The 12,588-nt window shown below is 66.4% G+C and carries 13 protein-coding genes and 1 pseudogene; 4 read left to right on the forward strand and 10 right to left on the reverse strand.

Features of this window, described 5'->3' with window-relative positions:
- Positions 1-12 precede the first annotated feature (12 nt).
- Positions 13-927 (forward strand): LysR family transcriptional regulator, encoded by a 915-nt coding sequence (locus FFS52_RS08205; RefSeq protein ID WP_006897072.1) that lies wholly within the window; start codon positions 13-15, stop codon positions 925-927.
- Between the two features lie 31 nt (positions 928-958).
- On the opposite strand, the gene FFS52_RS08210 is transcribed toward FFS52_RS08205, so the two are convergent.
- Positions 959-1,171 carry an IclR family transcriptional regulator C-terminal domain-containing protein gene (locus tag FFS52_RS08210; RefSeq protein WP_006897073.1) on the reverse strand — a complete coding sequence of 71 codons (213 nt, stop codon included), beginning with the start codon at positions 1,169-1,171 and terminating at the stop codon, positions 959-961.
- Positions 1,172-1,206: 35 nt separating this feature from the next.
- On the opposite strand from FFS52_RS08210, the pseudogene FFS52_RS08215 reads away from it, so the two are divergent.
- Positions 1,207-1,422, forward strand: a pseudogene (locus FFS52_RS08215) (ATP-binding protein); the annotation flags it as partial.
- A 419-nt stretch (positions 1,423-1,841) separates the two neighbouring features.
- Here FFS52_RS08215 and FFS52_RS08220 read toward each other — a convergent pair.
- The 9 genes from FFS52_RS08220 to FFS52_RS08260 form a co-directional block, all read right to left on the reverse strand.
- Positions 1,842-2,183: a helix-turn-helix transcriptional regulator gene (locus FFS52_RS08220; RefSeq protein ID WP_006897076.1), complete on the reverse strand. Its 342-nt coding sequence runs from the start codon at positions 2,181-2,183 to the stop codon at positions 1,842-1,844.
- Positions 2,180-3,085, reverse strand: a complete 906-nt coding sequence (locus FFS52_RS08225; protein ID WP_006897077.1) for a tyrosine-type recombinase/integrase — start codon at positions 3,083-3,085, stop codon at positions 2,180-2,182. Before FFS52_RS08225 ends, FFS52_RS08220 begins: the two co-directional genes overlap by 4 nt.
- On the reverse strand, positions 3,022-3,309 hold the full coding sequence (locus FFS52_RS08230) for a hypothetical protein (RefSeq protein WP_006897078.1): 288 nt from the start codon (positions 3,307-3,309) through the stop codon (positions 3,022-3,024). The genes FFS52_RS08225 and FFS52_RS08230 overlap by 64 nt, the downstream gene beginning before the upstream one ends.
- A 521-nt stretch (positions 3,310-3,830) precedes the next feature.
- A complete protein-coding gene (locus FFS52_RS08235) occupies positions 3,831-4,316 on the reverse strand; it encodes a MaoC/PaaZ C-terminal domain-containing protein (protein WP_055476448.1) in 486 nt (161 codons plus the stop codon).
- The gene (locus FFS52_RS08240; protein WP_008382198.1) at positions 4,313-5,476 is read right to left on the reverse strand and encodes an acyl-CoA dehydrogenase family protein; all 1,164 of its coding nucleotides are present in this window, start codon (positions 5,474-5,476) and stop codon (positions 4,313-4,315) included. The genes FFS52_RS08235 and FFS52_RS08240 overlap by 4 nt, the downstream gene beginning before the upstream one ends.
- 23 nt (positions 5,477-5,499) lie before the next feature.
- Positions 5,500-6,297, reverse strand: coding sequence for an enoyl-CoA hydratase-related protein (locus FFS52_RS08245; RefSeq protein WP_008382197.1), 798 nt, complete (start codon positions 6,295-6,297; stop codon positions 5,500-5,502).
- Positions 6,294-7,967, reverse strand: a complete 1,674-nt coding sequence (locus tag FFS52_RS08250) for a long-chain-fatty-acid--CoA ligase (RefSeq protein ID WP_006897082.1) — start codon at positions 7,965-7,967, stop codon at positions 6,294-6,296. Before FFS52_RS08250 ends, FFS52_RS08245 begins: the two co-directional genes overlap by 4 nt.
- A gap of 52 nt (positions 7,968-8,019) precedes the next feature.
- A complete protein-coding gene (locus FFS52_RS08255; protein ID WP_055476449.1) occupies positions 8,020-9,225 on the reverse strand; it encodes a thiolase family protein in 1,206 nt (401 codons plus the stop codon).
- A 23-nt stretch (positions 9,226-9,248) separates the two neighbouring features.
- A complete protein-coding gene (locus FFS52_RS08260) occupies positions 9,249-10,136 on the reverse strand; it encodes a CoA transferase (protein WP_055476450.1) in 888 nt (295 codons plus the stop codon).
- A 98-nt stretch (positions 10,137-10,234) separates the two neighbouring features.
- Here FFS52_RS08260 and FFS52_RS08265 point away from each other — a divergent pair, with 98 nt between their 5' ends.
- Together FFS52_RS08265 and FFS52_RS08270 are read left to right on the forward strand one after the other, a co-directional pair.
- On the forward strand, positions 10,235-10,873 hold the full coding sequence (locus FFS52_RS08265; RefSeq protein ID WP_055476451.1) for a TetR/AcrR family transcriptional regulator: 639 nt from the start codon (positions 10,235-10,237) through the stop codon (positions 10,871-10,873).
- A 115-nt stretch (positions 10,874-10,988) separates the two neighbouring features.
- Positions 10,989-12,524, forward strand: coding sequence for a long-chain fatty acid--CoA ligase (locus FFS52_RS08270; RefSeq protein ID WP_055476452.1), 1,536 nt, complete (start codon positions 10,989-10,991; stop codon positions 12,522-12,524).
- Positions 12,525-12,588: the final 64 nt, after the last annotated feature.

A 12,588-nucleotide genomic window follows, 5' to 3' on the forward strand; every position in this document is an offset into this window, starting at 1 on the left:
TAGGAGCCGTGCGTGGAGCTGCGTCAACTCAGGTATCTCGTTGCGGTGGCCCGCGAGGGGTCGTTCCTCCGCGCCGCCGCCACCCTCGATGTGCCGCAGCCCTCGCTGTGGCGTTCGATCAAGGCGCTGGAGGCGGAGCTGGGCATCGCCCTCTTCGAGAGGTCCGGCCGCGGAGTACAGCTCACCGGTGCCGGGAATCAATTGCTGCCCCGCGCCCATTACCTGCTGAATCGAGCGGAGTCGGTCTCCCAGTTTGCCCACGAACTCGCTCGCGGTCGAGCGGGCGTCGTCACGGTGGCCTGCGCATATCCGCACGTGTCACGGTTCCTCGCGCCCCTGATCGGCACCTTCCGGTCGGCGCATCCCGCTATCCACGTCGCCGTCCACGAGTACTCGGGCCTGCCCGCGATCGAACAGGTGCTTAACGGGGACGTCGATCTCGTGACGGGCCTCGGGCAGGCCGACCAGCGTCTTGCGGGCCACCAGCTCGGCGACGTGCGGCTGGCGGTGGTGACCTCCGACGACCACCCGTGGCGGGGCCGGAGCCACGTCTTGGTCGCTGAATTGCGTGGCCAGCCGGTGCTCACCGGGCACGCCGATAGCCTCACCCGGCGCCTGCTGGAGCCGGCGCTGCGGGCAGGGGGCTTCGGGCTCGACATCACGTCGGAGAGCGTCAACGCCACCACCATCGTTGCGCTCGCCCGGGCAGGGCTGGGCGTGGCCGTCATCGCCGACGACAACCTCAGTGCCGACGACTCGGCCAGATGGCCAGTGCTGGTCGACGAGCACACCCCGATGAGCGCCCCGCTGTGGATCTACTGGTCACGCGAAGGAGGCATCGCCCCGGCGGTACGGTCCTTCGTGCGCCACGTCCAGGGGACCGGCAACCGGCTGGACCGGGACGGCGGGCAGCCCAGTCCAGCCTGAGGCCCAGCCGACTTCGGCCTGACCACGCCGATCAGAGCAGGAGATGGTCGATCTCCTCCGCCGCAGCTACCAGCCGAGTGAGGATGTCCTGCTCGGTCGCCGAGCTCATGCGACTGAGCGGCAGCGAGGCCTTGACAGCCAACCGCGGAGAGCGGGTCGAGGCCAGTGCGACGGCGAGGGAGGCGACATCCTCCTCGCTCTCCTCCTTGCTCGACGCGAACCCCCGGGAACGGATCGTGCGCACCGCGTCGAGAAGTTCGGTCCGGGTGCCTAGCGAATGGGCTTTACCGCCTGGTGGACGCCGCCTACGAGAAACGTGCCATCGCGATCAGCTCGAACCTGCACCCGGCCGGTTTCGACGAACTCATGCCCAAGACCATCGCCACCGCGACAGTGGATCGGCTACTGCACCGCGCCCACGTCTGCCAGACCAGCGGCGACTCCGTCCGCCTCTCCGAAGCACTCGCAGGCCAGGGAGTGAAGCCCTTGTCCTGACAACCCGAAAACCCGAGATGGCCAACTTCTGGGCAGATCCCATTGAAGTGCCCCGGGTAATCGATGTCTCCATCAAACCCGGGGCACTTCAGCGGTCAGGTCGTCGGTGAGGCAGCATCGTGCGCACAGTCCTCGGCGGTGGGGTTCGTCCTGGTCTCCGCAGCGGGTGCAGGTCAGTCGGGGGTCGTCGATTCCGGCACAGTCAGTGCAGATGGGCTGGTCGTTGGCGAGGCCAGGCAGCAGTCGATCCGGGCGTTGGCAGCGGGGGCAGGTGCCGCGTCGGCGGGTGGCCTGTTGGTAGCAGCGGCGGCAGACGAAGCCCTCGGGCCAGCGCACTCCGCGATGCTGCTGCTCGTCGTTGCACCGTGTGCAGTGGTACTTCGATGTGTCAGCCATGTGTCCGCCGCCTGCCTGGGGGTCTACGCCGTCGGTCCGGGTCGGTGGATGTGTGCCCGCTTCGGTCGCAGTGGCACGTCGGTTGCGGGGGAGGCGTCGGTGGCTGTGGCGGTGCGTCTGGAGGGGGAGGTGTCGACGTGGAAGACGCAGAGGTCTTCGACGGTGCAGTCCAGGACGTGGCACAGCGCTCCGAGTAGGGCCAGGGGCAGTCGCTCAGGGGTGCGTCCCAGGAGGCGGTAGAGCTGGGAGGCGGAGAGTTCGATTCCCACGTCGTGCAATGGCGTGATCAGGTCGGACAGGGTGTGCATATCTCGGTCGGTCATGACCTGGCGTAGTCGCCACTGGTAGGCGATCCGGTGTTTCATTGCTGGTCGGTCCTTTCGGGCAGGCGTTTGGCCGCGGCGCGAAGTGCGGCGGCCACGACACGGCTGCGGTAGTCGGGGGAGACGAAGGTGTAGAGCGAGGTGGTTGAGGCGTACTTGTGTCCGACTTGTTCCTGGATGAAGCGGGTGTCGTATCCGGACTCGACCAGCAGCGTGACGTAGCTGCGGCGCAGGGAGTGAAAATCCAGTCCGGGATCGGTCAGGCCGGCGGTGTCGCAGAGGTCGGCGAAGCTATGGGACAACGCGCCGTTCGAGATGCGCTCGGATCGCTCGGTCGGGAACAATGCGGTCCCGACCGGGTGGTCAAAGGTGGTGCGGCCCTGGTCGATCCATCGTTTGAGGCAGTCGATCGCCCAGGCGGTCTCCGGGACCGTCAGGACGCCACGCCGCTTGGCCGCAGATCCCTTGCCGGGTTTGCCGTGGCGGACGTAGCAGAACCCGAACTGGCCGAACTGTGGTGCTCGAGGGTTCGGTCCGAAGTCTGTCAGATCCAGCATGCGGACTTCGTTGCGACGCAGGCCCCACGCGTAGGCGACCTTGATGATCGTCGCGGTCCGCAGGGCCACCATCGCGCCCTTCGAGCCAGCCTCGAAACGGTGGTTGACCTGATCGTCCGCGAAATCGCAAAGGTCCTGCAGTTCATCGGTGGTGTAGGCCCGTTTGAGTGGATTGTCGGGGCCCTCGTAGGTGTGGCGGGCCGAGTTGGCCTCGGTGATGATCTGTATCGGATGCGTGTCGAATCGGTCCTGGCATTGCTGGGTCCACTCGTAGGCCGGATCGAGCAGGTAGTCCATGAAATGCCGCAGTGCACCCTGGTAGCTCAGCACCGTGCCCAGGGCCAGGCCGTGGACCCCGCGCAGTTCGGTGAACCAGTCATCGACCATCGGGGCGTCCAGTGCCAGGGGCCGGCGACACCGCAGAAGTCCTGGAACCGCCGGATCGTGGCGACCTGGGCCGCGATCGTGCCAACGGACAGGTTCCGGGCCATCTGCTGGTGCGACCACCCGGTGACCATCGCCTCGAACACCGCGGCTTCCGGCCGCAGGACAGCGATGCCGTCGGCCAATTGCAGCCGCGCCGACCCCGGCGGAGGATCCTGATCTGCCATCTCGCACCACCCAAACATGGTTCGCGATATATGCGAAAGTATCGCACTTTGCGCGAATCAACACAAGAGGTCGCAGGTAGCGGCATTGCCAGTCAGTCCGCGGAGGTTGGGCCACTGCACTCAGAGGCGGCCCCGGGAAGCGGTCCGTCACGTGACGACGTGCAGGTCAGTCGGGGTGCCGGACAGGGCGGGCGAGAGAATGTCCGGGAGGTGTCGAGTTCGCAGAACTTACAACTCAGCACCCGCTACTTGTCATAACGTCTGGTTACCGGTGCTCGATGTGGGTGGCAAGGCGACACGAGTTTTCGGACACTGCTGCCCTGCGGAAACGACTGGTTCTGTGAGTGTCGCGAAATCGATCGCTAGCTAGCGGACGCGCTCGGACGGGGGTTTGACTACCTTGAGCCACCGTCGTGAGGTGGGGTCGTCACGTCCCACGCTGACTTGCGGATACGAGATGAAGGTCGCTTCGTCGATGTAGGGCGGGACCGTGGCTCTTTCTGGTGACGTCCTGCCGTGTGTCAGTTGAAGCCTCCGGACGGTGTCGTGGCCTGCTCTCTTTGCCACATGACGATGGTCAGTTCGGCGTAGAGGACGGTGTGGTCGTCCTGATCGGTCAGCCGCATCTCCATCTTCACTCGCCCGCGTGTTCCGTCGAGAGTGACCTCGGCAATCCGGACGGTTCCGGTGAGAACGTTCCCGGGTCGGACGGGCACCGGGAACCGGACCCGGTCGAATCCGAGCCCGGCGATCACTGCCCATTGGTTGAGCACTGTTTGTGTGAGCAGCCGTTGAGCGATGGCGATGGTGTGTACCCCGCTGGCGATGAGTCCGCGGAAGTGTCCCTGATCGGCCGCTTCCTCATCGATGTGAAACCACTGTGCGTCCCAGCGTGTGGCGAAATCCACCAGTTCGGCCTTGGAGACGGTGTGATCGCCCAGTTCGAGGATCTGGCCCGGGGTGAAGTCTTCGGCGTAGACGGACGGACTTGGGGGAGTGGCGTTCACAGCGACCTGGCTACGAGCAGCTTCATGATCTCGTTGGTGCCGCCGTAGATCCGCTGCACGCGGGAGGCGGTGTACATCTGGGCGATGGGGTACTCCATCATGTAGCCGTAGCCACCGAACAGCTGTAGGCACTTGTCCACCACGCGGCACTGCATGTCGGTGGCCCACAGCTTGATCATCGAGGCGCCGGCGGCGTCGAGGGTGCCGTCGATCTGGCGGCGGATGCCGTCGTCGATCAGCGCCTTGCCGGCGTAGACGTCGGCCTTGCACTCGGCTAGTACGAACTGGGTGTTCTGGAAGTCCAGGAGTTTCTTGCCGAACGCATCGCGCTCTTTGACGTACCGGATGGTCTCGATCACCGCGGCCTCGGCCACTGCCACGCCGGCGACTCCGATGATGAGTCGCTCCCGCGGCAACTGGGTCATGAGTTCGGCGAAGCCGGAGCCCTCCTCGCCAAGGATGTTCTCCACCGGTACCCGCATGTCGTCAAAGAAGAGTTCGCGGGTGTCCCATCCGTGCATGCCGATCTTCTCGAGGACGGCGCCGCGGGAGAAGCCCGCGACGTTATTGTCGACCTCGGCGACTAGTAGGGAGATGCCCTTGCCGCCGGCCGCTGGATCGGTCTTGGCCACGATGACAACCAAGTCGCAGTGGGTGCCGTTGGAGATGAAGGTCTTGGCGCCGTTGACCACGTAGTGGTCGCCGTCGCGGATCGCTGTGGTCTTGACGTTCTGCAGGTCTGAGCCGGTACCAGGCTCGGTCATGGCGACGGCCACCACTTTCTCGCCGGAGGCGAGCCCGGGTAGCCAGCGGCGCTTTTGCTCCTCGGTCCCGTAGGCGTTGATGTAGTGGCTGACGATCGTGGAGTGCACGGTGAAGCCGAACGCGCTGTCGTGCGCGTACGCCAGTTCCTGGGCCACTACAGCCTCGTGGCCGAAGTCGCCTCCCCCGCCGCCGTCCTTTTCGGCGATGTCGGTGAGCAGTAGGCCTGCCGCTCCGGCTCTGTTCCAGAGTTCGCGGTCGACGTGGCCCTGCCGGGCCCAGTCCGCCTGGCGGGGGGTGACTTCTCTGGCGAAGAAGGCGCGGGCGTGGTCCCGTAGCAACTCGTGGGACTCGGTTTGCCAGGTGGGGCGGTGGTCGGGGAACAGGGTGGTGGTCATGATCTTGTCCTTGTCGGGCCGGGTCAGCGGCCGGTGAAGTTCGGCGAACGCTTGGCCACGAAGGCGGCCTGGCCCTCGTGGCTGTCGTCTGAGGCGAGTGAATAGACGAAGTTGCGCTTTTCGTGCTCGAGCCCTGCGGCTATCGACCCGGTCTGCGCGGCCAGGGCGGCGTCTTTGGCCAGGGCCACGGCCAGCGGGGAATTAGCCGAGATCCGCTGCGCCAGGGCGATCGCCTGTTCGACGACCTCGTCGTCGTCGACCACCTTTCCCACCAGGCCGAGGGTGGCGGCCTCGGTCCCGGTGACCAGGTCGCCGCTGAGCAGCAGTGCCATGGCGCGAGGTTTGCCGAGCGCCCGGATGAGTCGTTGGGTGCCGCCGCCGCCGGGGATGACGCCGAGCTTGACCTCGGGTAATCCAAGGCGGGCACCCTGGCCGACGATGCTGGTGTCGCAGGCCAGGACGAGTTCGAGCCCGCCCCCCAGGGCCAGGCCCTCGACGGCTGCGATCACCGGTTTGGGGAAGTTCTCCAGGTCGGCCCATAGAGTCCCCCCGGAGGCCCGCCGCTGCCCGATCAACGGATCGGCCCGCAGGGCGTCGAACGCGGTGATGTCTGCTCCAGCGCAGAACACGCCGCTCGCGCCGGCCAAAACTATGGCGCGCACGGAGTCATCGGTCCGCAGCTCGGCTAGGTGCCCGTTCAAGGCTGCGAACACCGCGGCGTTCAGTGCATTCCGGGCCTCGGGTCGGTTGATGCGCAGGATCGCGACGGCTCCGCGTCGTTCGCTGCGCACCACATCATCGTGTCCGCTCCGGTTGTTCATTCCTCGGCTCCCCGGTAGAGATCGGCGTGGTCGGTGCGTAGCGTCTTTTTGTCCAACTTGCCGACGCTGGTGCGCGGCAGCGCGTCGGCGAAGATGACGATGTCGGGCAGTTGCCACTTGGCGAACTTGTCTTCCAACACGGCGTGGATGTCGTCGACGTCAAGATCGGCACCGTCTTCTTGGACGACGATCGCAACCGGGCGCTCTTGCCACTTGGGATGCTCGATCCCCACCACGGCGGCTTCGCGGACCTGTGGGTGGGCGACGATCGCGTTTTCCATGTCGATCGAGGAGATCCATTCGCCGCCGCTTTTGACCACGTCCTTGATGCGGTCGGTCAGCTTGAGGTAGCCGTCGGGGCGGATCGTGCCGGCATCGCCGCTGCGCCACCACCCATCGGCGAACGCGCCGCCTTTGTCTTCCATCTTGTGGTAGCGCTCGATGATCCACGGGCCGCGCATGAGCACCTCGCCCTGGGAGACACCGTCGTGGGGTAGTTCGGTTCCGTCCGGTCCGACGACCTTGATGTCGATCCCGTTGACCAGCAGACCCTGGGCCCGCTTGAGATCCCACTTCTCCTTCTCACTGAGCACGTCCCGCAGCGTGTGCTTCAGGCCTGCGTTGACGGTGACCAGCGGAGTGGTCTCCGTGGCGCCGTAGGCGTGGATGATGTCGGCGCCGGTGAGGTCATGGAAGCCGCGCATGAGCGTCAACGACGGTTCGGTCGCCCCGGACAGCAGACGGGCGCGGCTGAAGTCCGGGCGCGTCTTGAGTGTGCGGATGTAGTCGAGCATCGGCTCGAAGATCGCGGGGGCACCGTTGGCTACGGTGACGGACTCGGAGATCATCGCGTCAACCAGCACAGAGGTGTCCTCGGCCGTATACCGTCCGGGCAGCACGACCTTGGCGGCCGAGTAGATGGCCGACTGCGGCAGTCCCCAGCCCTGGCCGTGGAACATCGGGGTGATGACCATGACGGTGTCGTCGTCGCCCATCTTCAACTGCGCTGCCTCGGCAAGAGTGTGGAGGTAGATCCCGCGATGGGAGTAGTACACGCCCTTGGGGCGGCCGGTGGTGCCGGTGGTGTAGCACGCGCTGTACGCCGAGGTTTCGTCGATCATCGGCCAGTCGAAGGTCGATTCCGCGGCCGTCAGCGCGTCTTCCCAGTGGACGACCCCGGGCAGGGTGGTGGAGATCTCCGAGAGTGGCTTGTCCGTCATGACCACCCAGGTCTTCACCCCGACGCCCTGCTCGACCAGCGCCTCGGCCACGGGCAGCAGGGACTCGTCGACCAGCACGATCGAGGCTTCGGCGTGGTCGGTGACATAGGCCAGGTCCACCGGGGCGAGCCGCAGGTTCATCTGCAGCATCACCGATGCGATACCGGGAATCGCCCAGTACAGCTCCATATGGCGTTTGGAGTTCCAATCCAGGATTCCCACCACCGTTCCGGGGCCGGCCCCCAGCCCGGTGAGCGCGTGGGCTGACTTCCCGACCCGCTCGAACATGTCTGCGTAGGTGTAGCGGTCCCAGCCCCCGTCGATGGTGCGGAATACGATCTCCTGCTCGGGGTAGGTCCGGGCGGAGTGCCGCAGCAGGGTGGTGGTGTTGAGCTGGTAACTGTCACCGTGTGTCGACGGCAGACCGGTGACGATGGGGTGGGACGTCATGTTGGTGCTCCTGAAGTGGGGTTGGGACGGTGGCTGGGACGGAGGGGGCTCGTCAGAGGCGTTCGATGATGGTGGTGTTAGCGGTGCCGTGGGCTTCGCAGATGGTCTGTAGCCCGTATCGGCTGCCGGTGCGTTCGAGCTCGGTCAGCAGGTCCGTCATCATGCGGGCGCCGGTGGATCCGAGGGGATGGCCCACGGCCACCGAGCCGCCGTTGACGTTGAGTTTGTCGTCGGGGACGCCGAACTCTTTTTGGAACATCAGCGGTACTCCCGCGAACGCTTCGTTGACCTCGAACAGGTCGATATCGTCCACCGTGAGCCCCGACCGGACCAGGGCCTTGCGGGTGGACTCGAGGATCGCGGTGAACTGGATGATCGGATCGGCCGCGGCGACCGCGTGGACCACGAAGCGGGCGCGGGGGGTGAGCCCGTGGGCCTCGGCGAACTCACGGTCGGCGATGAGTAGTGCGGCGGCACCGTCGCTGAGCTGGGAGGAGTTGGCTGCGGTGGTCTTGCCGTCCTCGGCGAACACCGCCCGCAGGGACGCCATCTTCTCCGGGTCGAGCTCGGCCCGGATCCCCTCATCCGCGGTCACGGGCTCGCTGGAGTCATCGAGCGGGTCGCGGCGCAACGGAACCAGCTGGGTCTCGAAGCGGCCGTCGCGGGTGGCAGCCAGCGCCCGCTCATGGCTCCGGCGGCTGAACGCGTCGAGTTCCTCCCGGCTGAGGTCGAAGCGGGTGTTCATCAGCTCACTGGACGGGCCCTGCACCAGCAGTCCGCCGTCGTAGCGGGCCAGCTCCCGGGGGGAGTACTGCGGGCCGAGCGGGGCGCCGGGTTGTAGTGAGGATGGCAGCGCCACCTGTGACATCGACTCCACGCCGCATGCGATGGCGAGGTCGTAGGACCCCGCCTCCACACCGTGGGCGGCAAATGCGACAGCTTGCTGCCCCGAGCCGCACTGTCGGTCCACGGTCACGGCCGGCACCGAATCGGGCAGGCCGGAGGAGAGTACAGCATGGCGGGCGATGTTGGAGCTCTGCTGGTCGTGCGTCATCACACAGCCAGCGATCACGTCGTCGATTTTCTCCGGCGCCACATCACTGCGGCGAACCAGTTCACTGAGGGTGGCCCCCAGCAGATCGGCGGGATGCCAGGCGGCCAGCGCCCCGCCGCGCTTGCCGACCGGGGTCCGGACGGCATCGACGATCACCGCCTCGCGGGTGGCTCGGGAACTACGGGGCTGGGGGGAGTCGGTCATGACTGGGTCCTTCCTCAAGGTGGTCAGGCGGTAGTCGCCGTGAGCGCGTGAGTGGTCTGCGCTGTGGCCGGGTGGGCATCGCGAACGGCGCTGAGCGGGATGTCGTGGCGCGCGGCCAGATCCTCCCAGTGGGCCGTGGTGCGCGCGGCGAAGGCGCGGGTGTAGGCGGCGGATGTGCCGTCGCAATCGAGTACCTCTCTGGTGCGGGCCTCGAAGTGCGGCTCGAGTGCCCCCAGGGCGATATGGCCGTCGGCGGTGGCATAGATGTTGTAGGAGGGCAGAGCCCCGCCCAGTGGTGCTCCATTGCCAAACAGGCCGTGCCGGAGGGCAGCCGCGGAGTCGTACGCGGCCGCGTCGAGAGTGATGCGTTGATGTCCACCGGAGTCGTGCTGTCCCCGCGCCAGCAGCAGTGCCAGGGCGGCCGAGATGGCCCGCTCCCCACCGACGGTGTCGGCGACCGGGACCAGCGGCAGGTGCGGCGGCCGGATGGTGCCGTATCTCGCCTGATAGGTCAGGTCGTGGCCCGCGACCTCCTCGTCGGCGCCGTCGTAGCCCACGATCTCCACATGGCACAACCGCGGGTAGCGGTCGCTGAGATCGCCGAGGCCGAGTCGGCAGAACGCTGACGGGCGCATGGCGGTCACCAACACGTCCGCCGTATCGAGCAGCCTGGTCAGCTCCTCCAGGCCGCTACGACTCTTGAGGTCGGCCCGACGAACCTCCACCCCCTGTGTCAGTTCTGCGTACCAGGAGGGCGCGGCCACGGCCAAGGCGTCACCCACCGGCGGCTCCACTTTGATCACCGCTGCGCCGAGGTCACGAAGGCCTGCCACGGCCAGCGGACCGGGCAGGTTGGTAGCCAAAGAGACGACCTGTATGCCGGCCAGGGGTCGGAGCGATCGAAGACTCATTCCAGCGACTATACAAGTAGTCAGTAAACTTAGCCACTGTATAGCTTTAGCGATTGGCGCGTCCCCGTAGACTCGTTTGTCGACCGAAGGGAGACCGCGTGGACCGCCCCGCCCAGCACTCCGGCGACCAAGATCTCACCGCCAAAGCGCGAATCCGCAACGCCGCTCTCGAGCTTTACGCGGCCAACGGCGAGGACCGCACACCGATGCGGGCGGTCGCGGCCGCCGCCGGGGTGACTGTCGGGCTGGTGGTCCATCACTACGGGTCCAAAGACGGCCTCCGCGAGGCCGTGGAGCAGATCGTCGTGGAGCGTTTTGCGTCGGCCCTTGCTTCGGCGCCGACCGACGGGGCCGGCGAAGAAATCGCTCGCGTCCGGAATGAATCCGTCGCGGAAATGCTGTTCAGAAACCCGGAGGTGGTCAACTACCTCCGCCGGGCGCTACTCGAACCCGGCGGCCAGCGGGGGCAACTGCTGGAGCGGCTCACCGAACTCACCCACCGGGAGGTCGTTGCGATGCGCGAGACCGGCGCGGCCTCGCGAGGTCGCGCCGACTCCGTCCAGGTGGTCGACGTGATCATCAACCAGATGGGCCGACTGTTCCTGCAGCCGCTGGTGGATGCCGTCTGGACCCACCTCGGGACCTTCACCCACACCGAGGGGCACAGCAAGCCCGAACTCGGCGTGAGCGTGTCCGGGGGAGGAGCTGTCGATCGTTCCCACGGGTCAGCCACCTGACCCGAGTTTCACTTTCACTGAACATCTGTACAAGCATCACGCTGGCGGTTACTGTTCCTGCTGTGTCCGGGGTCACATACCCGATCCCGGAGTCATCGACACCTCAGGAGTCACCATGGCCACTCTCGGAGGCGCCCTCGCGCTCAATGCCCGCCGGCACCCGGACAAGACCGCACTGATCTTCGGCGAGAGCACCTACTCGTACGAGCAGCTCGCGGCCCGGATCAATCAGTATGCGCACGCGTTGGCGTCGCTCGGAGTCGGCAAGGGCGACAGGGTGGCACTGCTGAGTCCGAACTCCGACGCGTACATCCTGGGCCTGTACGGAGCGTTCCGACTGGGGGCCGTCGCCGTGCCTCTCAACCCTCGCGTGCCGGCCCGCGAACTTCGCTACCTGCTCGAGGACTCCGGTGCGACGGTGCTGCTGTACTCCGAGGGGCTCGCGGTGGTGGTGGCCGGCCTCGACGAACTCGATCCGCTGCCGTCCGCGCCGCAAAGTCTGGTGCTGGACGAGCCCGCCGCGCAGGGCATCGCGCGGCTCGCAGACACCATGCCGACCACCGCGCCGGAAGTGGAGGTCATCGAGGACGACGACTGCATTATCCTCTACACCTCGGGCACGACCGGGCGTCCCAAGGGAGCGTTGTTCGACCATCACCGCATGCTGTGGGTGGGGAACTCGGTTTCCGCACTCGGTATGAATATCTTCGACCGGAATCTGCACGTCGCGCCGATGTACCACTGCGCGGAGCTGGTCCTGTTCGTTATGTCAGGGTTCAGCCTGGGCACCACTCACGTGGTGCTGCCAGCGTTCGAGCCCAAGGCGGTCCTGGATGCGCTGGAGAAGCACCGCATCACCGTGTTCCTGGGCGTGCCCACCATGTACCAGATACTGCTGCAGCACCCCGAGCTCGGCACGCGCGATCTGTCCGCGTGGCGGCTGGGCTTCTTCGGCGCCGCACCAATGCCGCCGAGCGCGGCGACCAGCTTGCTCGCCACCCTGCCGCACGTGCAGTTCTTCCAGCTGTGCGGCCAAACCGAAGGCGGCCCGACCGGCATCTTCCTCACTCCGGACGAAGTACGCGCCCGCCCAGATGCCACCGGACGGGCGTCCATCACTAACGCCGAGACGCGGATCGTCGACGACGAGGGCAACGACACCGCGGTCGGCGAGCCCGGGGAGATCATTTACCGAGGCGAGACCATCATGAAGGGCTACTGGAACAAGCCCGAGGCCACCGCCGATGCGCTCCGCGACGGCTGGCTGCACAGCGGCGACGTGGCGGTCCGGGACGCCGACGGGTTTATCACGATCGTTGATCGGATGAAGGACATGATCATCACGGGCGGGCGCAACGTGTACTCGGTGGAGGTCGAACAGGCCCTCGCCGGCCACCCGGACGTGGCCGATGTGGCGGTCGTCGGGCGGCCGGACGAGATGCTCGGGGAGAGCCTCATCGCCGTCGTCACCCCGGTCGAGGGCCGCGAGGTCACCTTGGAGTCGCTCCGCGAGTACGGATCCCAGTTCATTGCGGGTTACAAGCTTCCGCGCGAGCTCATCACCCGGCCCATTCCCCGTAACCCCTCGGGGAAGATTCTCAAGCACGTGCTGCGTGATGCAATCACGGAAGGCACAGTCGCCACCAGCTAACAATCGGATAGCTCGTTAGGCTCCTCTACCAAGCCACCTGCCATTTGGCCCGCTCTGGGAGAGG

This window comes from Gordonia sp. ALPHA1B1 (assembly GCF_005502615.1).
In the GTDB taxonomy this organism is placed as follows: Bacteria; Actinomycetota; Actinomycetes; order Mycobacteriales; family Mycobacteriaceae; genus Gordonia; species Gordonia hongkongensis.